Source organism: Pseudomonas sp. LS_2 (assembly GCF_042709235.1).
Taxonomy (GTDB): domain Bacteria; phylum Pseudomonadota; class Gammaproteobacteria; order Pseudomonadales; family Pseudomonadaceae; genus Aquipseudomonas.
The window spans coordinates 70,660-89,347 of the sequence record NZ_JAVAYC010000009.1 but is presented as its reverse complement, the minus strand read 5'-3'; the positions used below and the strand labels follow the sequence as shown (position 1 = coordinate 89,347).

Genomic DNA, 18,688 nt, shown 5'->3' with positions numbered 1-18,688 from the left:
TTCGGCCCTCAGGCCACTTGCGTGTGGGTGACCTGGCAGCGTTGCAGCCAGGCGCTACGGTTCGACTGGGCCTGACGCCCCAGCAGGATGAAGCCGTGCAACGTGCCGTCCGGGCCGTGGAACCCGGCGCGCAGGCCGTCGTCGGTGGGCTCCCATTGCCATTGGCCGGGGCAGCCGGGAGGCGGTGGCAGCAGGCACAAGGGCGCTGCCGGGGTTTTCACCGTGACCGGCGCCAGCGGGTAGCTGACCGGGGTCGGCTGGCCCAGCAGGGTATTGGCCAGGGCGCGCGCACCTTCGTTGATCGGCGCCAGGTACGGCAGCAACTGCCCGTCGATCTCGATGCAGTCGCCCAGGGCGTAGATGCCGGGCTGCGAGGTGCGCAACAGCTCATCCACCTGGATGCCGCGGCCGCAGGCCAGACCCGCCTCACGGGCCAGTTCCACGTTCGGTCGCAAGCCCACGGCGGACAACACCAGGTCGGCCTGCACCTGCGTGCCGTCGGCCAGGCGCAACAGGTAGCCCTCGCCCTGGCGCTCGATGCGTTGCACCGTGGTGCCCAGATTCCACTGCACGCCCAGCGCCGACAGCGCGCGCTGCAATGCGCGCCCGGCAGGCTCGGGCAGCAAGCGCTCCATAGGCCAGGCGCCCAGGCCAATCACGCGCACCAGGTAACCGCTGCTGGCCAGGTCGTTGGCGAACTCGCAGCCAATCAGGCCGTCACCGAGGATCGCCACCTGGCGCACACCGGCCAGGCGCTGGCGGAACGCGTGGTAGTCGTGCAGGTTGTTGACGCTTAGCATGGCCTGGGCATCGCCTTCGATGGCCAGGCGCACCGGCGAGGCACCGCTGGCCAGCACCAGCTGGCCGTACTCTATTTCGCCAAGGTTGGTGTACAACCGCCGCGCTTGGGTGTCGATGCGCTCGACCTGGCAATGGGCGTGCACGCGAATGCCCAGGCGCCGCTCGAGGGCGAACGGGCTTTCGCTGGCCAAGGCCGCAGCACTGCGCCCTTGGGCCAGGGCGATGGACAGCGCCGGCTTGGAGTACAGGTGCCCGCTTTCCTGGGTGAGCACGCGGATGTCCAGGTTAGGGCTGGCCTTGCGCAAGGCCTGGGCCAGGCCGTAGCCGGCGTGGCCGCTGCCGATGATCACCACCGGCTGGGCGGGCTCGACGCGTGCCGCCGCAGGTGCTGGCGCCACGGCTACCACGGCGCTGGCGATCGCTGGCGCTGGCTCGGTGATTTCGATCATCTCGAAATCGGCCTTGCCAACCTTGCACTCCGGGCACAGCCAGTCTTCGGGCACGTCTTCCCAGCGAGTGCCGGCAACGATGCCGTCGTCTGGCCAACCCAGGGCTTCGTCATAGATCAGGCCACAGATGATACACAGCCACTTTTTCATCGATACCGCCCTCATTCACCCTGGATGCGCACAGCCAGGTTCTTGGTTCGCACGTAGCTGTAGAGCGCTTCCTGGCCTTTCTCGCGGCCAAAGCCGGACAGCCCCACGCCGCCGAACGGCGTCTCGATACCGCCGGCATACCATTCGTTGATGAACACCTGGCCTGCACACAGGCGCCGGGCACAGCGCAGCGCGCGATTGAGGTCCTGGGTGAACACGCCGGCCACCAGCCCAAAGTCGGTGCCGTTGGCGATGGCGATGGCCTGTTCCTCGGTATCGAAGGGAATAACTGCCAGCACCGGCCCGAACACCTCAGCCTGGGCGATTTCCATGTCCGGGGTGACGTCGCGCAGCACCGTGGGCGCCATGAAATGCCCGCCCAGTCCGCCAATCGCCTCGCCGCCGCTGGCGACCACGGCACCTTGTGCCTGAGCCCGCTGGCACAGCGCCTGGATGCCTTCGAGCTGGCCGGCGCTGATCACCGGTGTCAGGTCGGCATCATCCTGCCCCAGGCCGACGTGCAGCCCTTCGGCCATGGCCACCACCTGCGCCAGCACTTCTTCGTATACGTCGCGCTGTACCAGCAACCGCGACATGGCCGAGCACACTTGGCCGGCGTTGAAGAAAATACCGTTGCGCACGCTGGCGAGCAGTTGCTTGCGGTCGGCATCGGCGAACACCAGCGCCGCCGACTTGCCGCCCAGCTCCATCACACTGGGAATGGCATATTCGGCTGCGGCCCGCAGGATGCTCTGGCCGGTGCCGACTGACCCGGTGAAGACGATCTGGTCGACATCGCGGTGCCCGGCCAGGTGCGCACCAACCTCGCGGCCGCGCCCACAGACCAGGTTCACCGCGCCTCGCGGCAAGCCGGCCCGCTCGATGGCCTGGAACAGCACGCACAGGCCCAGCGGCGAAAGCTCCGGCGACTTCACCAGCACCGCGTTGCCGGCCGCCAGCGCAGGCGCCAGCGAGCGGGCGCAGATCGACACCGGGAAATTCCACGGCACGATCTGCAACGACACGCCCATGGGGTCGTACACGGTGAAGTCCATGTAGCCGTGGCCCAGCGGGATGGAAGTGCCTTCGATCTTGTCGGCCATACCGGCGTAGTACTCGAAGTAGCGCGCCGCTTCGATGAACTCGTCGCGGGCATCCTGCAGGCGCTTGCCGTTTTCCTGGCAGAGCACCCAGGCGCCCTCCTCGACCACCGCGCGAATCTGCGCGGCGATCTCCAGCAGCCAGGTCACCCGCTGTGCGGGCCGGGCGCGGGTCAGCACGCCACTGTCGGCGCAGCGCCGGGCAGCCTGCAGGGCGCGCTCGGCATCGTCTACCGAGGCCTGGGCGATGCTCGCCAGCGGCTGGCCGGTGCCGGGGTTGTTGACGGTGATGTGCCGCTCACTGTCGGCCCACTGGCCGTCGATGAAGTTCAGCCAATGGGCTGCGATCGAATACATGGTCACCCCCTCAGGCCTTGCGCGCGCAGTCGAGCAGCTGGTTGGCCGCCCACTTGTGGAAGTAGTGGGTCGGCAGGTCCATTTCTGGCGAGAACGCACCACCGCCGTAGCCTGGGGAATGGCGACCCTTCTGCATGCCTTCGACCGAGGCGATATCCTCGGCGAACACCACGCGCCACGACTCCATCACCGACTGGCGCGCTACCTCGAAGCGGCTGTCCAGGGCCTCGTCTCCCACGTAGAACAGGCGCAGGTGCTCGACCGTCTTACCCGGCGCGATCGGCTCGAGCATCATGGCAAAGGCATGGTCGGCCTGGATGCCCAGCAGCACGTTGGGGAAAAACGCCACATACTCGGCGGTGCGCAGGCGGTCCAGCGGCCAGGCCGGGAACATCGGCAGGTGGGTGCCGGCGACATCCGACAGGTTGTAGGCATGACTACCTTGGCCGGCGAACTGCTCGAACATGATGTTGTAGTGGTCTTCCAGGCGCGAATAGCTGTTCAGGCTCGGGTGCACCCACGGCAGGTGGTAGGCCTCGCAGTAGTTCTCCACCGCCAGCTTCCAGTTGCAGTTCACCTCGATGGCCATGGCGCCGCTGTCGGCCTCGCGGCGCATCAGGCCCATGCCGTCGCTGCCGAGGAACTGGCTCCAGCGCTCGGTCAGCGGCGCCAGTTGTTCTTCCAGGGCCGGGGCATCGCCGGACAGGTTGACGAACACCATGTCCATCCAGATGGTGCTGCGCAGCGCTTTCAGGCCGTGCTTCTCGCAGGCGAAACGCTCGTCCTTGTGCTGGTTGATGCCACCCACGTGCGGGGTGCCCTTCAGGCCGCCGTTCAGGTCGTAGGTCCAGGAGTGGTAGGGGCAGCGGATCACACCCTGCACATCGCCCGGCGCCTGCACCAGCTTCACGCCCCGGTGGCTGCAGACGTTATGGAACACCTGCACCAGGCCCTCGCGGTTGCGCATCATCAGCAGCGGCAGGCCCATGAAGTCCACCGGCTTTACATAGGCATTGCGCGGCAGGTCGCTGGCAAAGCCGATGCACGCCCAGTTCTTGCCCAGCACCTGGTCGCGCTCGAGTTCGAAATAGCGCTGCTCGGTGTAGAACTCGTTGGTCAGGCCATGTGCCTGGTGGATGGGCGCCAGGACGGTTTCCAGGCTGTGGACGGGGATCAGGCGCGAATCGGTGGCGATTGTCATTGTTGTTCTCTCTTGTGGTTTGCACGGCAGGCTTGGCCTTGATGCCTGGGCCGCAGTTTCAGCAAGAGCGCGGGGAGCGAACAAACGATTTCTACGGCACCTATTTATTACTTTTAATCACCAATCGACCTGGCCATATCCAGCACCGACATCCCGCGGAAAATCACTGATGTCGCAAGGGCCTGGCACTTCTTATTAATGATTAAAGGTAATGAGTTGATGACAACAAATAGTTTGTCGCGCCCGCCCGCCTCGACCATTTTGTTGCCACGCCCGGTACGCCGTGGCGCCACCAGACAAAACCCTTACAAGAACAAAAAGGGGACACTCCAATGCGTGCTGAATCAGGCCTGTTCAAAGGCCTAAACCCTACCGTGACCAGTATTTCGCTGGTGGCCGTCATCGCTTTCGTGCTGTTTTGCGCGCTGTTCGCGGCACAGGCCGGCGTCGCCTTCCAACATGCCTCCGACTTCATTCTCAACAACTTCAAGTGGTTCTACCTGCTGAGCGTCACTGGCGTGTTGGGCCTGCTGATCTACCTGATGTTCAGCCGCTTCGGCCACATTCGCCTGGGACGTGACGAGGACAAGCCAGAGTTCAGCTTCGGCTCGTGGATCGCCATGCTGTTCAGCGGCGGCATGGGCATTGGCCTGATCTTCTGGTCGGTGGCCGAGCCGATGTGGCATTACGCGGGCAACCCACTGGCCAAGGGCCTCACCGACGAAGCAGCCACCGCCGCCATGCGCCTGACCCTGTTTCACTGGGGCCTGCATCCCTGGGCGATCTTTACCATCGTCGGCCTGGGCCTTGCGTATTTCGCCTACCGCAAGGGCCTGCCACTGACCATGCGTTCGATCCTCTACCCGCTGATCGGTGAGCGTATCTATGGCCCAATCGGCCATGTGGTGGACATTCTCGCGGTGGTCATCACGGCCTTCGGTGTGTCGCAGTCGCTGGGGCTGGGCGTGGTGCAGATGAACACTGGCCTGGCCCAGGTGTTCGACCTGCCCATCAGCCTGGGCGTGCAGATCACCTTGATCGTGGCTATTACCATCGTTACCACGGTGTCGGTGATGTCCGGCGTATCGCGCGGCATGAAGCGGCTGTCGGAATGGAACATGCTGTTGTCGGTGGTGCTGGTAGCGCTGGTGCTGTTGCTCGGCCCGACCCGCTACATCCTCAACCTGATGCTGGAAAGTACCGGTGACTACGCCCAGAGCGTGGTGGGCCTGAGCTTCTGGAGCGACACCCAGAAGGACAGCGGCTGGCAGAACTGGTGGACGGCCTTCTACTGGCCGTGGTGGATGACCTGGGGCCCGTTCGTGGGGCTGTTCATCGCGCGCATTTCCAAAGGCCGCACCATCCGCGAGCTGATTGCCGGCGCCTTGCTGGTGCCGACGCTGGTGACCATCATCTGGATGTCTGTGTTCGGCGGCGCGGCACTCAAGAGCGAGCAGGCCGACCGCCAGCGCCACGAGCAGCACGTGGCTGCGGCGCAGTTGCAGGGCGAGCAGGCCAAGTTCGAGGGCGGCACGGTGCTGCTGGCGACCAAGCAGGAAACCACCGCCGCGATGTTCAGCCTGCTGCACACCATCGATGCCGGGTTGATCGGCAAGGCGCTCAGCGTACTGGTGTGCATCCTGCTGGCCACCTACTTCATCACCTCGGCCGACTCCGGCACCCAGGTGCTGTGTACCCTGAATGCCCTGGGCAGTACCAACCCGCCCGGCAGTATCCGCTTGCTGTGGTGCGTGCTGGAGGGCGCCATCGCCACGGGGCTGTTGCTGGCCGGGGGGTTGAAGGCGATCCAGATGGCGACCATCGCCGCCGGCCTGCCGATTGCCGTGTTCATCCTGCTGATCGGCTACACCTTGATGCGCAGCCTGCGCGGCGAGCCGCTGGCGGCCCTCCTGCCGGCGCCGCCGACTGGGCGTGACATTGCACACGAGCCAGGTTCGCTGGCGGTTGCGGCGGTGGGCACGGTGATGCAGGACGCAGGCCTCAGTGGCGGGTTGACCGCGAAGAAGGCCGGTTGAAGCGGGATGTCTTGCGTATGACCTGAAGCGGGGCCGCCATTGCGGCCCCCGCTTTCGTTCACCTTTACCCCAGCGCGCCCTGCACCGACGGTTGGGCCATCAGCCACTCGCGGAACAACCGTACGCTCTCCCGCGGGCCACGCTCGCTGGGATTTTCCAACAAGCAGAACTGCGCATCGGTGCGCACCACCAAGTCGTTGGGCTTGACCAGCGCCCCGGTCGCCAGGGCATCGTCGACCAGCTTGTTCCACGCCAGCGCCACGCCCTGCCCGCTGATGGCCGACTGAATCACCATGCTGTAGCTGTTGATGTTGACTCGGTGCCGCGGTGTCAGCGGGGCATGACCCAGGCGCTGGAACCACTCCGGCCAGCCGATCCAGTCGCGCTGCGAGTCCTCCAGCCACAGCCAGGTGCAGGCGCTCAGCCCGTCAATGCTGGCAAGCCCAGGGTTGCGGGCCAGGTAGGCCGGGCTACACACCAGGAACACCTCTTCGGAGAACAGCGGCGTCACGTCCATCCCCTTGGGCGCGGCGGTGCAGTAGTACAGCGCCAAGTCGCTTTCCAGGCGCGAGTAGTCCTTCACGTGGTCGTGGGCGATGATGCGCAGGTCGATGTCTTCGTGCTGGCTCTGGAACTCCACCACCTTGGGCAGCAGCCACAGCGACGCCATGGCGGTGCTGGTGGCCACGGTCACCTGCTGGTCGCCCCGCCACTGGCGGATCTCACCGGTGGTGCGGGCGATACGCAGCATGCTTTCGCGCACGCTGTCGTAGTACTGCACCCCGGTGGGCGTCAGGCTCATCGTGCGCGTGGTGCGGGTGAACAGTGTCTGGCCCAGGTACTCCTCGAGCAGGCGCACCTGGCGGCTGATCGCACCTTGGGTGACGTTCAGCTCCTTGGAAGCGAGGGTGAAGCTCAAATGGCGGGCAGCGGATTCGAAGGCGATCAGGCTGTGCAAGGGAGGCAGCGGTTGGATTTTCACGGGCAAGGTACCGGTTGTTCTTATTATTGCAGCGTGGGGCATTCTACCGAGTGGGGGTGGTTGGGCACAGGGGTCGACGTCTGGTGGTCATGCGAATATGGTTTGCAGTGCTGGACGTGCTTTGTCACACCGCCCTGGCTGGACCATCGGTACAGAATGCGTATCCGAAGATGCCTGTAGAAACTGCTTCAAACCGTTCAAATCTTAATAAGGGACTATTTAGATGCTAACCATTCACCACCTCGGTATATCCCAATCAGAGCGTATTGTTTGGCTGTGCGAGGAGCTTTCGCTTTCTTATGAACTGGTACGCTACACCCGCGACCCGGTCACCCGTCTATCACCGCCAGAATTAAAGCGGCTGCACCCTATGGGTGCGGCACCTGTTATTCAGGACGGCGAGACGATGCTTGGAGAATCCGCAGCTATAGTCGAATATGTCTTGGATAAATTCGGCGGCGGTCGATTGAAAATCGCTCCAAATCAAACCGGCTTCGCTGAATATCTGTATTGGTTCCATTTTGCCAATGGCAATCTGCAGCCCTTAATACTCCGATACATGACCCTCGTTCGAGCCGGTCTTTCGCCAGACCATACGGCGCTTACGAGCACTATGGATCGTTTAATGACAGCTTTATCGATGATCAGTACGCGGCTAAAAACAGCACACTATTTGGCGGGAGAAGCGTTTACAGCGGCGGATATCATGATGGTCTTCTCGCTTACGACGATGCGTGTGTTTCAACCCATCGACCTGACACCCTTCCCTGCAATTCAGACTTATCTCGGTCGAATAGGTGACCGTCCCGCCTACAGAGTGGCTATGGAAAAATGTGATCCAGGCATGACGCGCTTGCTCTGTTGAGATCTGCTGTTGCTTGAATGTGACAGTCATCTCGAGCTCCCTGCTGTGGCCGCTCAGGCCTAGCCCTTGGGCATGTGAATAACGGTGGCCCCTCGTTCGAGCCGCTCAAGAGATGCAGCAGCATCTTGTCAAGCTCGTCGAGGGTGAGCCGCCGATACCGCCTGCGACTGCCGAGATTGCAGCCGAGTTTTTTCAGCACCAACCTCGTGCCTGCCATTGTCAGCAGATTGATTTCGTTTGCGGGCGAACGTCTGGGTCTCTTGGTAGACTGTCACCGCGTCGCGGTTGATGCGGATCTGGACGAAGTAGCCAAGGGTGCCATCGGCCTTCTGCGCGTTCTGATCGTTGCCATTTTTTGAATGGGTACATGTTAACTGTCGATGGGTACATTTGTACCAAGCACTTGGCAAAGACGCCCCAACCCTCACGAAAGCCGGTACAAAATACGTTGAACGCAAACACCGCAAAATCAGGCTCAAATCCAGCAACCACCCACCCCGAGCCCTCCCGCCGCTTTTCCGTTGCGCCGATGATGGACTGGACAGACCGTCACTGCCGCTTCTTCCTGCGCCTGCTCTCGCGCCACACCCTGCTCTACACCGAAATGGTCACCACCGGCGCGCTGCTGCACAACGATGCCGCGCGTTTCCTGCGCCACGACGACAGCGAACACCCCCTGGCCCTGCAACTGGGCGGCAGCGTTCCAGCCGACCTGGCCGCCTGCGCGCGTCTGGCCGAGGAAGCAGGCTACGACGAAGTGAACCTGAACGTCGGCTGCCCCAGCGACCGGGTGCAGAACAACATGATCGGCGCCTGCCTGATGGGCCATCCGGCGCTGGTGGCCGACTGCGTCAAGGCCATGCGCGATGCCGTGGGAGTTCCCGTGACGGTCAAGCACCGCATCGGCATCAACGGCCGCGACAGCTATGCCGAGCTGTGCGACTTCGTCGGGCAAGTGCGCGAGGCGGGCTGCAAGAGCTTTACCGTGCATGCGCGCATCGCCATCCTCGAAGGCCTGTCACCCAAGGAAAACCGCGAGATCCCGCCTCTGCGCTACGACGTGGCAGCGCAACTGAAGGCCGATTTCCCGGACCTGGAAATCGTCCTCAATGGCGGCATCAAGACCCTCGAGGAATGCCGTACCCACCTGCAGACCTTCGACGGCGTGATGCTGGGCCGCGAGGCGTACCACAACCCTTACCTGCTGGCCGAGGTCGACCAACAACTGTTCGCCAGCGATACCCCGGTAGTCAGCCGCAGCGAAGCGCTGGAGCAACTGCGCCCCTACATCGTCACGCACATGCAAAGTGGCGGCGCTGTCCACCACATCACCCGGCATATCCTCGGGCTCGGCCAAGGCTTCCCCGGTGCCCGGCGCTTCCGCCAGTTGCTGTCGGCGGATATCCACAAGACCGACAACCCACTGGCCGTGCTGGACCAGGCCGCCGAGCTGTTGCAGGGCCGCTGAAGGAACCTTGGGCAGGCGCTGGGCTCGAAGGTTGACGGTCGGTATTGCCCCGCGCGGTAGCCGCGGGTAATGTCGAAACATTGCACAGGACAGAGCACGCCCATGACTTCCAAGCTGGAACAACTCAAGCAGTTCACCACCGTGGTCGCCGACACCGGGGACCTGGACGCCATCACCCGCCTCAAGCCGGTCGATGCCACCACCAACCCCTCGCTGCTGCTCAAGGCCGCGGCAATTCCCGGTTACGCCGACCTGCTCAAGCAGGTCAAGGCCGACGCCAAGGGCAATGTGGACCTGGCCTGCGACAAGTTCGCGGTGGCCGTGGGCGCAGGCATTCTCAAGGTCATTCCGGGGCGAATCTCCACTGAAGTGGATGCGCGCCTGTCGTTCGACAAAACCGCACTGCTGAAAAAGGCCCGCCAGCTGATCGAGCTGTATGAAGCCGCCGGCATCAAGCGTGACCGCGTACTGATCAAGCTGGCGTCCACCTGGGAAGGCATTCGCGCCGCCGAGGAACTGGAAAAGGAAGGCATCCAGACCAACCTGACCCTGCTGTTCTCCTTCGCCCAGGCCCAGGCCTGCGCCGATGCCGGGGTGTTCCTGATCTCGCCGTTCGTGGGCCGTATCTACGACTGGTTCAAAAAGAGCACCGGCAAGGAATACGTTGGCGCCGAAGACCCGGGCGTGCAGTCGGTGACGCGCATCTACGACTACTACAAGGCCAACGGCTACGACACCGTGGTAATGGGCGCAAGCTTCCGCAACATCGGCCAGATCGAACAACTGGCAGGCTGCGACCGCCTGACCATCAGCCCGGAACTGCTGCAACAGCTGAGCGATGACCAGGGCGAGTTGCCACGTATCCTCAAGCCGGGCAACACCGGTGAAGCGAAGCAGCAGCTGAACGAAAGCCAGTTCCGCTGGGCGATGAACGAGGATGCCATGGGCACCGAGAAACTGGCCGAGGGTATCCGCCAGTTCGCCCGCGACCAGGAAAAACTCGAAGCGCTGCTGAGCAAGTAATGCGACTGGCTTGAGGCTTGCGCAGTTCGTGTACGAGCGGGCTTGCCCGCGGACCGGGGCTCCAGGCCCCGGCCCTACACCGCGGTGATTTATTCGCGGGCAAGCCCGCTCCTACATCGACCGTACCGTTTTGAAAAACAACGCAATCCTGTGGGAGCGGGCTTTGGCGTAATCCCTGCACAGCGGCACTGTTGCTGGACCAACAGCAGATCAACACTTTACCCCTCAGCAGACACCTTCGGCCGTCGATACAGCCCTGAAGCCCTTGAAACCAGGCACCCAAACCTGGTGGCACGGCGCCTGCAATGATCCGTTATCCCTATCAGATCGGATCTTCCCCATGTCTCTCCTGCGCTCCTTCAAGCTACTCGCCAGCGTCACTCTGCTCGGCCTCAGCACCCTCGCCCACGCCGAAACCGCGCCCAAGGAAGTGCGCCTGGACTACGCCTACTATTCCCCCGTCAGCCTGGTACTCAAGCACTTCGGCTGGCTGGAAAAAGCCCTGCCGGAGTCGAAGGTGACCTGGGTGTTCAGCCAAGGCAGCAACCGCTCCCTGGAGTACCTGAACAGCGGTGGCGCCGACTTCGGGTCGTCCGCCAGCCTGTCCGCCGTGCTGGCCCGGGCCAATGGCAGCCCGATCAAGTCGGTGTACGTCTACAGCCGCGCCGAGTGGACCGCCCTGGTGGTGCGCAAGGACTCGCCGCTGAAGACCCTCGCCGACCTCAAGGGCAAGAAGATCGCCGCCACCAAGGGCACCGACCCGTACCTGTTCACCCTGCGCGCCCTGGCCGGTGCTGGCGTTGCCAAAGACGACGTCGAGCTGCTGCACCTGCAACACCCGGATGGCCGCACGGCGCTGGAGAAAGGCGATGTCGACGCCTGGGCCGGCCTTGACCCGCACATGGCCGCCAGCGAACTGCAAGCCGGCTCGCGCCTGCTGTACCGCAACAAGGACTTCAACAGCTACGGCGTGGTCAGCGTCACCGAGACCTTCGCAAAGCAGCACCCACAAACCATCGCCACGGTGATCAAGGCCTACGAGCAGGCACGCAACTGGGCCATCGCCCACCCCGAGGAATTCGCCAAGCTGCTGGCGGATGAGTCCAAGCTGCCGCTGGATGTGGCCAAGCTGCAACTGTCGCGCACCGACCTGTCGGCCCCGCAACTGACCAACGCCGACATCGCCGCGTCCAAGGCTGCGGCACCGGTGCTGGTGGCCGAGGAGTTGGTCAAGCGTGGCGTCAACGTGAACCAGGTGATCGACCAACTGATCGAGCCTGAATTCGGCGTGGCCAGTATCAAGCCATGAGTGGGTTCGGCAAACGCCTGAAGGGCCTGGCCCTGCCCCTGGGCATCATCGTGCTGCTGGAGACCGTGGTGCGCCTTGGCTGGATCGCGTCGTACCAGATGCCCGCCCCCAGCGAGGTGTTCCAGACCCTGGTGCAGTTGGCCGACGGCGCCTTGTGGAAACACGTGGGCGCCAGCCTCAGCCGCGTGCTCGCGGGGTTCGCCATGGGTGCCAGCCTCGGCCTGCTGTTCGCCGCCGGGGTGGGCCTGAGCCGTGAGGCCGAGGCTTGGCTGGAGCCGACTTTCGCCAGCCTGCGCGCCATTCCAAGCCTGGCCTGGGTGCCGCTGTTGCTGCTGTGGCTGGGCATCGGCGAGACCAGCAAAGTGGTGCTGATCGCCATTGGCGCGTTCTTCCCGGTGTACCTCAATGGCGTGGCGGCAATCCGCAACATCGACCGCAAGCTGGTGGAAGTCGGGCGCATGTATGGCTTCGGCCCTGCGCGGCTGGCGCGGCGCATCCTGCTGCCGGCGGCGTTTCCCGGTGTGTTCACCGGCCTGCGTAGCGCCCTGAGCCTGAGCTGGATGTTCCTGGTGGCGGCCGAGCTGATCGCCGCCACCCGTGGCCTGGGCTATCTGCTCAGCGATGGCCGGGAAACCTCGCGGCCAGACCTGGTACTGGCGGCGATCATCGTCCTGGCCCTGCTCGGCAAACTCAGCGATGGCCTGCTGGCCGGCCTGGAACAACGCTGGCTGGCCTGGCGCGATACCTTCGACGGCGCAGAACAAGGAGCCCGACCATGAACCTGGTACAACGCGTGCCGCCTACTGCCGATGCGCAACAACCGCCCCTGCTGGCGCTGCATGTCGAAGGCAAGGCCTTCGGCGATACCGAGGTGCTCGGCCAGCTCGAGCTGCACCTGCGACCGGGGGAAATCGTCAGCCTGCTGGGCCCCAGTGGTTGCGGCAAGAGCACCTTGCTGCGTCTGGTCGCGCAGCTGGACCGCGACTTCGACGGTGAGCTGCGCACACGCCCCGAGCAAGTCGGCTTCATCTTCCAGGAACCACGGCTGATGCCTTGGTTGAGCGTGGCGGACAACATCGGCTTCAGCGACGACCGCCGTTACGACCGCGCACGGGTCATGGGTTTGATCGAGGAGGTCGGCCTGGGCGGCTTCGCCGAGGCGCTGCCCAAGCAGCTTTCGGGCGGCATGGCACAACGGGTGGCGATCGCTCGCGGGCTGTACGGGCAGCCGCAGTTGCTGTTGCTGGACGAGCCGTTCAGTGCGGTGGATGCCTTCACCCGCTTCAAATTGCAGGACCTGCTGCTGGACCTGGCCCGGCGTCATCGTATTGCCTTGCTGGTGGTCACCCACGATGTAGACGAGGCGCTGTACCTGAGCCACCGGGTGTTGGTGATCGGCAACCGGCCAGGCCGGGTGTGCCGGGAATTACAGGTTCCGCTGGGCTACCCGCGCGACCGTCGTGACGAATTGCTGGGGCGGCTGCGCAACCAGGCGCTGGAGGCCCTGCAGGGCGCACGGGTGATTTGAGCAATAATTTGAAACATATGCTGGTTGTATCACGGGACTGGAGTCCTCAGCATCGCTGATCGACTTCAAGGCCCTGTCGCGGGACAAGCCCGCGGTAGGGCCCTCAAACTCACCCGATGAGCTTCTGATGCCCGATCTACCCCTGGTCCTTGCCGGCCCTCTGCTGCGGCGCCTCGAACCTACCCGCCTGGCGCTCTGGCTGGTCACCACTACACCGCTCGAACCCGACCTGCAGTTGTTCCTGCCTCACGCGCCAGCGCGGAGCGTCGCCGCGCAGCGTACCCTGGTCGCCATCGGCCAGCACGCCTACATCCAGTTGCTCGATGTGCGCCTCGACGCCCCCCTGCCCACCGATGTCGCCGTCGGCTACGACCTGCTGCTGGGCGGCCAAGGCATCGCCAGCTGGGCCCCTCACCTGCTCTACCCCGGCGCCACACGGCCGAATTTCGTGTTGCGTGAACGGCTCGACCAGGTGCTCCACGGCTCGTGCCGCAAGCCGCACCACCCGGTCGCCGATGGCCTGCTGTGCGCCGACCGCCTGTTGCAAACCTGCGAACAGCCTAGCCAGCGCCCTGCCCTGTTGATGATGACCGGCGACCAGGTCTATGCCGACGATGTCGCCGGCCCGATGCTGCGCGCCATCCATGAGTTGATCGAGCCCTTGGGCCTGTTCGACGAGCCGCTGGACGGTGCCTTGGTCGATAGCGCCAGCGCGCTGTACCGTCACCCGGCCTGCTATTACCACCGCGCCGACCTGTTGCCCGCCGAAGAGGAAAGCGAACCACTGCGTCGACGTTTCTTCCGTGGCAAGCGCAAGCCGATCTTCTCTTCGAGCAATGCCGACAACCACTTGGTGAGCTTCGCCGAGGTCATGGCCATGTACCTGCTGGCCTGGTCGCCAATACCGTGGGCGCTGGTGGGCATGGCCATGCCCGAAGGGCTGACGTCCGAGCGCCAGGCCCGCTACCAGCAAGAGCTGCCGCTGATCGAAGCGTTCCGCGACGGCCTTGGCCAGGCTGCACGGGTCATGGCGCACCTGCCGTGCCTGATGATCTTCGACGACCACGACATCACCGACGATTGGAACCTCTCGGCGCAATGGGAGGAAACTGCCTACGGCCACCCGTTCTCGCGGCGCATCATCGGCAATGCCCTGCTGGGCTACTTGTTGTGCCAAGGCTGGGGGAACGATCCGCAAGCCTGTACCCCGCTGGCCAGCGCCTGTTCTGCGCTACCCAGCGCCTCGGGATGCCTGGATGGGCAGGCGCTGGATGCGCTGATCGGCGAGCTGCTGCGCTTCCAGGGCTGGCAATACCACCTGCCCAGCAACCCGCCGCTGTTGGTGCTGGACACCCGCACCCGCCGCTGGCGCAGCGAAACCAGCCTGAGCAAGCCCTCTGGCCTGCTCGACTGGGAGGCATTGAGCGAACTGCAACAGGCCTTGCTCGACCACCCTTCGGCGATCATCGTCTCGCCCGCGCCGATCTTCGGGGTCAAGCTGATCGAGGCGGTACAACGGGTATTCAGCGCCCTGGGCTACCCGCTGCTGGTCGACGCCGAGAACTGGATGGCCCATCGCGGCGCGGCCCAGGTGATCCTCAATATCTTCCGCCACTCCCGTACGCCGGGGCACTACGTGGTTCTGTCGGGCGATGTGCACTACTCGTTCGTGTACGAGGTATTGATCCGCCATCGCCAGCGCAGCCCACACCTTTGGCAAGTCACCAGCAGCGGCATCAAGAACCAGTTTCCCAGGCGCCTGCTGGATGTTCTGGACCGCGCCAACCGCTGGTTGTACTCGCCGCGCTCGCCGCTCAACTGGTTCACCAAGCGCCGTCAGATGGAAGTGGTGCCGCGCACACCGAGCCACAGGCGCGCAGGGGAACGGCTGTGGAACAGCGCAGGGCTGGGGCAGGTGTTCTTCGATGAGCAGGGGCGGCCAGCACGGGTGTTCCAGCTCAATGCCGATGGCGCGCCGGCGACCGAGTTCGTACGCGACTGAGCTGAACACGCAGCGGGCCTCTTCGCGGGCAAACCCGCTCCTACAGGAACCGCGCCGCTCTAGAATGCAGCGTTGAACCTGTAGGAGCGGGCTTGCCCGCGAAGAGGCCCGCACATTCAATACAAGGCCAAGGAAAGGTCAGGTACGCTCCAGCGCACTCACCAGGTCGTGGAAGGCCTCTCGATTGGAGTCGTTCAGCCCCATGAGGATCTTGTGTGCCTCCAGCACCTTGGAGCGCACCACTTCCTCGCTCTGGTCCTGCGATGGCAGGTCGGTCAGGCAATCCGGGCAAGGCAGCGGTCGGTCGACGATGTTGAACACCTGGTCGAAGCCCATGGACTGCAACAGACGGGAGATGTCCGGGTTGGTGGTCACCACGGTCGGCAGCAAGCCGACCTTTTGCCGCGAAAGTATCGACAGCTTGGCCAGCAAGCCCAAGGTAGTACTGTCGATGCTTTCGGTTTCGGTCAGGTCGATGACGATGGCCGAGAAATTCAGCGCGGTGAAGATCTTTTCGATCGTCGCATCCAGCGCCGAACACAGTGTCAGGCGCACTTCCCCGACGAACTTCAGCACGAAGGTACCGCTATGCTCGGCGAACTGGATTCTACCGGTACTCATTGAAGGTTCCTGCTCAACACCAATAGGGCGATATCATCCGGCATCTCCCCAAGCGTAGCCAATCCGAATCGTTGGCGCAGCCCGTCCAGGCTGCCCCCCGCTTCCTTGACGATCTCCGGCAAGGTCGCTTCTTTATCTTTGAGTGTGTCACCCGGCAAAAGGTCCAGGATGCCATCGGACATCAAGGTCAGACTGAAGCTGGGCGGCAGCTCCAGTACGTGGTCCTGGTAGCTGGCCTCTTCGAACAGCCCCACCGGCAGGCCACGGCCTTCCAGGTAGCGCGCCTTGCCGGCGCTGTACAGCACCGGCAAAGGCAGGTGGCCACCAACGCTGTAGGTCATGATGCCGCTATCTTCGTCGATCACGCCGCCAACCATGGTCACATGCTTGCCCAGCTTGCAGTTGATCAGCCCCCGGTTGATGTGCGACAGCACCTGCGAGGGCTTGAAGTCGCGCATGCGGCCGCTGCGCTTGAATTCGAACAGCAGGCGAGTGGTCATGAACTTCAGCAGCACGGTAACGAATGCCGACGAGGCGCCATGGCCCGAGACATCGGCCAGGTAGAACGCGATGCGACGCTCGTCCACGCGGAAGTAGTCGGTGAAATCACCCGACAGGTACAGCGACGGGATGATCTGGTGGTCGAACGACAGGTCGCCCGCGACCCAGGGCTTCTCCGGCAGCATGTTCATCTGCACCTGGCGCCCGGCGGTCTGGTCTTCCTGCAACAGGTGCAGGCTGGCTTCCAGCTCACGATTGGCGGCCTCGAGCTTGTCGCGGTAGCGCTGGTTCTCCAGCACCAGGCGCGAACGGTCGAGGGCACGGCGCACCGAGTGCTCGAGCACGGCGAGGTCTTCCAGGGGCTTGATCAGGTAATCGGCAGCACCCAGGCGCAATGCCTCGACCGCGTCGCTCATGACGCCAGCGCCAGACACCACGATCACGGGCAACTGCGGGGCACGCTCGCTGATGCGGCGGATCAGCTCGAGGCCGCCCATCTGCGGCATGCGCAAATCGCAGATCACGAGGTCGGGCTGGTGTGCTTCGAAGACCTGGAGCCCCTGCTGGCCATTACTGGCCTGAAGGACGCTGAAACCGCTGTCTTCCAGATAGGCGGCGAGACTGGCACGGACCACGTCGTCGTCATCGATGATCAGCAGCGTTGCACTGGTTTTCTGCATGTGGGCGAACGGCGCCGATTTGGTTGGTGTAGCAGGCATCGGGAACACCGACGAACGGCTACAGGAATACTGTTGTGACCACGCTATTTGAAGTTGTAGGACAAGATGACTTGCCCGGCAAACAGCAGCGGTACCCTGTAAGGCGCAGACGGTACTCCCATCCGCCAAGCGTTTCAAGCACGTGTGCATCGACTCCCACAGGCTAATCACTGCCAGTTATTACCGCTGCAGTTTCGCTTACTGTTCTGCATAGAAACTGCTGGTCGAGTCTACAGAATGACATTCATTCCCATCACAAAGGGACATTGCCGCACGCGTTCGCCCGGACGTAAGATCGGGCCAGACCACCGGGCACCGCCCGGCGACTCCAACCCGATGGAAAGGATGCAGCCATGCCCCAGACTTCCACCGAGCACGACGAAAAACGCGATTTCATCCGCATGCGTATCGACGCCGAGGTCAGCTTGCTGCGCGCAGGCGAAGTGGTCACGGCGGTGTGCGTGGACCTTTCCAGCGGCGGCATGCAGATCCGCGCAGCGCAGCGCTTTGCCGTCGGCGAGCAGATCGAAGTGCGCCTGGAGTCCGACCACCCGGCCTTGAAAGGCCTGCATGCGAGCACCGAAGTGGTATGGATCGCCGACCTGCCTGGCGGGGCGCAGAAATTCGGCTTGCGCATCCTGGCGATGCATTGAAACGCCCATGAAAAAGGCGGCCCTTTCGAGGCCGCCTTGTTCGTTCCGCGCCAATCAGAAGTCGTCTTCGACTTCCCCGTCCTTGACCTTGAACTCACGGTTCTGCAGGTAGGCGTTGCGGATGAAGATGTACTTGTCGCCCTGCATCAGCTTCTCGGCCGACAGCAAGTTGGCGCGGGTGTCGACGATGTCCAGGGCGAAGATCGAGTTGCGTGTCGGCACATGGTCGATGTAGCGATAGGGCTCGGTGTAGGTGTCCGGGTACTTGGCCAGGCCATCACGCACGGTGCTTGGCCCCATCAATGGAATGACCACGTACGGGCCGCTTGGCACGCCCCAATAGCCCAGGGTCTGGCCGAAGTCCTCGTCGTTGCGCTGCAGGCCCATGCGCGTGCCGACATCGAAGAAACCACCCAGGCCAAAGGTGGTGTTGACGATCAACCGCGCCGTGTCCACGCCCGCCGCATGCGGCTTGAGCTGCAGGATATTGTTGGCCAGGTTGGTCACGTCCCCCAGGTTGAGGAACATGTTGTGGATACCGTCCTCGAGGAACTGCGGGGTGACCGCCTGGTAGCCCTGGGCAAGCGGCTTGAGGGCATAGGTGTCCAAAACGTCGTTGAAGCGGAAGATCGGTCGGTTGACCACCTCCCAGGGGTCTTCCTCGGTCGCCGCCTGGGTGGCAGCGACGGGCGCCAGCAACAGGCTGGCACAGACACAGGCCTGGGTGACGCGCTCGATCACACCGGCACCGATCCTACGCATATGAAGTGTCTCCGTGGTTTTTTCGGCGGCTGATGCCCACTGCGACCAGCCAATAGGGCGCCAGTATAATCGCACCGTAGCTGATAAAAAGCTTTACACATCTTTGTGCAACATTTTGTGAACAACTGTTGCTGTCATCCCTTGGTAACAATCCGCTTTTA

General features: G+C 63.5%; 16 protein-coding genes and 1 pseudogene. 9 read left to right on the top strand and 8 right to left on the bottom strand.

What is annotated here, in order from left to right; all coding sequences use genetic code 11:
• Positions 1 to 8: 8 nt before the first annotated feature.
• From RAC97_RS10720 to RAC97_RS10705, 4 genes and pseudogenes are all read right to left on the bottom strand, one after another.
• Complete coding sequence (locus tag RAC97_RS10720; protein ID WP_375100217.1) at positions 9 to 1,250, bottom strand: FAD-dependent oxidoreductase; 1,242 nt, start codon at positions 1,248 to 1,250, stop codon at positions 9 to 11.
• A pseudogene (locus RAC97_RS10715) lies at positions 1,239 to 1,400 on the bottom strand (rubredoxin); the annotation flags it as partial. The gene RAC97_RS10720 and the pseudogene RAC97_RS10715, both read right to left, overlap by 12 nt.
• Before the next feature lie 11 nt (positions 1,401 to 1,411).
• Positions 1,412 to 2,857 carry an aldehyde dehydrogenase family protein gene (locus tag RAC97_RS10710; RefSeq protein WP_375100145.1) on the bottom strand — a complete coding sequence of 482 codons (1,446 nt, stop codon included), beginning with the start codon at positions 2,855 to 2,857 and terminating at the stop codon, positions 1,412 to 1,414.
• Positions 2,858 to 2,867: 10 nt separating this feature from the next.
• A complete protein-coding gene (locus tag RAC97_RS10705) occupies positions 2,868 to 4,058 on the bottom strand; it encodes an aromatic ring-hydroxylating dioxygenase subunit alpha (RefSeq protein WP_375100146.1) in 1,191 nt (396 codons plus the stop codon).
• Between the two features lie 332 nt (positions 4,059 to 4,390).
• Here RAC97_RS10705 and RAC97_RS10700 point away from each other — a divergent pair, with 332 nt between their 5' ends.
• Entirely contained in the window at positions 4,391 to 6,094 is a 1,704-nt protein-coding gene (locus tag RAC97_RS10700) for a BCCT family transporter (protein ID WP_375100147.1), read from the top strand.
• 64 nt (positions 6,095 to 6,158) lie between these two features.
• Here RAC97_RS10700 and RAC97_RS10695 read toward each other — a convergent pair whose 3' ends face one another.
• The gene (locus RAC97_RS10695; protein WP_375100148.1) at positions 6,159 to 7,076 is read right to left on the bottom strand and encodes a LysR substrate-binding domain-containing protein; all 918 of its coding nucleotides are present in this window, start codon (positions 7,074 to 7,076) and stop codon (positions 6,159 to 6,161) included.
• A 223-nt stretch (positions 7,077 to 7,299) separates the two neighbouring features.
• Between RAC97_RS10695 and RAC97_RS10690 the strand changes: the two genes are divergently transcribed.
• The 7 genes from RAC97_RS10690 (at position 7,300) to RAC97_RS10660 (ending at position 15,271) form a co-directional block, all read left to right on the top strand.
• Positions 7,300 to 7,941 (top strand): glutathione S-transferase family protein, encoded by a 642-nt coding sequence (locus RAC97_RS10690; RefSeq protein WP_375100149.1) that lies wholly within the window; start codon positions 7,300 to 7,302, stop codon positions 7,939 to 7,941.
• 448 nt (positions 7,942 to 8,389) lie between these two features.
• A complete protein-coding gene (gene dusA / locus RAC97_RS10685) occupies positions 8,390 to 9,409 on the top strand; it encodes a tRNA dihydrouridine(20/20a) synthase DusA (RefSeq protein WP_375100150.1) in 1,020 nt (339 codons plus the stop codon).
• A 102-nt stretch (positions 9,410 to 9,511) separates the two neighbouring features.
• On the top strand, positions 9,512 to 10,432 hold the full coding sequence (gene tal / locus RAC97_RS10680) for a transaldolase (protein WP_375100151.1): 921 nt from the start codon (positions 9,512 to 9,514) through the stop codon (positions 10,430 to 10,432).
• A gap of 340 nt (positions 10,433 to 10,772) precedes the next feature.
• Positions 10,773 to 11,741: an aliphatic sulfonate ABC transporter substrate-binding protein gene (locus RAC97_RS10675; RefSeq protein ID WP_375100152.1), complete on the top strand. Its 969-nt coding sequence runs from the start codon at positions 10,773 to 10,775 to the stop codon at positions 11,739 to 11,741.
• On the top strand, positions 11,738 to 12,520 hold the full coding sequence (locus RAC97_RS10670) for an ABC transporter permease (protein WP_375100153.1): 783 nt from the start codon (positions 11,738 to 11,740) through the stop codon (positions 12,518 to 12,520). The genes RAC97_RS10675 and RAC97_RS10670 overlap by 4 nt, the downstream gene beginning before the upstream one ends.
• Positions 12,517 to 13,269, top strand: coding sequence for an ABC transporter ATP-binding protein (locus RAC97_RS10665; protein ID WP_375100154.1), 753 nt, complete (start codon positions 12,517 to 12,519; stop codon positions 13,267 to 13,269). The genes RAC97_RS10670 and RAC97_RS10665 overlap by 4 nt, the downstream gene beginning before the upstream one ends.
• A 127-nt stretch (positions 13,270 to 13,396) precedes the next feature.
• The gene (locus RAC97_RS10660) at positions 13,397 to 15,271 is read left to right on the top strand and encodes an alkaline phosphatase D family protein (protein ID WP_375100155.1); all 1,875 of its coding nucleotides are present in this window, start codon (positions 13,397 to 13,399) and stop codon (positions 15,269 to 15,271) included.
• A 138-nt stretch (positions 15,272 to 15,409) separates the two neighbouring features.
• On the opposite strand, the gene rssC is transcribed toward RAC97_RS10660, so the two are convergent.
• Together rssC and rssB are read right to left on the bottom strand one after the other, a co-directional pair.
• Complete coding sequence (rssC, locus tag RAC97_RS10655) at positions 15,410 to 15,892, bottom strand: anti-sigma factor antagonist RssC (protein ID WP_375100156.1); 483 nt, start codon at positions 15,890 to 15,892, stop codon at positions 15,410 to 15,412.
• Positions 15,889 to 17,073: a two-component system response regulator RssB gene (gene rssB, locus RAC97_RS10650; RefSeq protein ID WP_375100218.1), complete on the bottom strand. Its 1,185-nt coding sequence runs from the start codon at positions 17,071 to 17,073 to the stop codon at positions 15,889 to 15,891. Before rssB ends, rssC begins: the two co-directional genes overlap by 4 nt.
• A gap of 392 nt (positions 17,074 to 17,465) precedes the next feature.
• Here rssB and RAC97_RS10645 point away from each other — a divergent pair, with 392 nt between their 5' ends.
• On the top strand, positions 17,466 to 17,765 hold the full coding sequence (locus RAC97_RS10645) for a PilZ domain-containing protein (RefSeq protein ID WP_375100157.1): 300 nt from the start codon (positions 17,466 to 17,468) through the stop codon (positions 17,763 to 17,765).
• A 54-nt stretch (positions 17,766 to 17,819) separates the two neighbouring features.
• On the opposite strand, the gene RAC97_RS10640 is transcribed toward RAC97_RS10645, so the two are convergent.
• Positions 17,820 to 18,527: a VacJ family lipoprotein gene (locus tag RAC97_RS10640; protein WP_375100158.1), complete on the bottom strand. Its 708-nt coding sequence runs from the start codon at positions 18,525 to 18,527 to the stop codon at positions 17,820 to 17,822.
• Between the last annotated feature and the right edge of the window lie 161 nt (positions 18,528 to 18,688).

What these genes read in the sequence shown, in the direction of transcription:
- RAC97_RS10720 (WP_375100217.1), bottom strand. Translation starts at nt 1,250, where the DNA reads ATGATCGAAATCACCGAGCCAGCGCCAGCGATCGCCAGCGCCGTGGTA.
- RAC97_RS10710 (WP_375100145.1), bottom strand. Translation starts at nt 2,857, where the DNA reads ATGTATTCGATCGCAGCCCATTGGCTGAACTTCATCGACGGCCAGTGG.
- RAC97_RS10705 (WP_375100146.1), bottom strand. Translation starts at nt 4,058, where the DNA reads ATGACAATCGCCACCGATTCGCGCCTGATCCCCGTCCACAGCCTGGAA.
- RAC97_RS10700 (WP_375100147.1), top strand. Translation starts at nt 4,391, where the DNA reads ATGCGTGCTGAATCAGGCCTGTTCAAAGGCCTAAACCCTACCGTGACC.
- RAC97_RS10690 (WP_375100149.1), top strand. Translation starts at nt 7,300, where the DNA reads ATGCTAACCATTCACCACCTCGGTATATCCCAATCAGAGCGTATTGTT.
- tal (WP_375100151.1), top strand. Translation starts at nt 9,512, where the DNA reads ATGACTTCCAAGCTGGAACAACTCAAGCAGTTCACCACCGTGGTCGCC.
- RAC97_RS10675 (WP_375100152.1), top strand. Translation starts at nt 10,773, where the DNA reads ATGTCTCTCCTGCGCTCCTTCAAGCTACTCGCCAGCGTCACTCTGCTC.
- RAC97_RS10670 (WP_375100153.1), top strand. Translation starts at nt 11,738, where the DNA reads ATGAGTGGGTTCGGCAAACGCCTGAAGGGCCTGGCCCTGCCCCTGGGC.
- RAC97_RS10665 (WP_375100154.1), top strand. Translation starts at nt 12,517, where the DNA reads ATGAACCTGGTACAACGCGTGCCGCCTACTGCCGATGCGCAACAACCG.
- RAC97_RS10660 (WP_375100155.1), top strand. Translation starts at nt 13,397, where the DNA reads ATGCCCGATCTACCCCTGGTCCTTGCCGGCCCTCTGCTGCGGCGCCTC.
- rssC (WP_375100156.1), bottom strand. Translation starts at nt 15,892, where the DNA reads ATGAGTACCGGTAGAATCCAGTTCGCCGAGCATAGCGGTACCTTCGTG.
- rssB (WP_375100218.1), bottom strand. Translation starts at nt 17,073, where the DNA reads ATGCAGAAAACCAGTGCAACGCTGCTGATCATCGATGACGACGACGTG.
- RAC97_RS10645 (WP_375100157.1), top strand. Translation starts at nt 17,466, where the DNA reads ATGCCCCAGACTTCCACCGAGCACGACGAAAAACGCGATTTCATCCGC.
- RAC97_RS10640 (WP_375100158.1), bottom strand. Translation starts at nt 18,527, where the DNA reads ATGCGTAGGATCGGTGCCGGTGTGATCGAGCGCGTCACCCAGGCCTGT.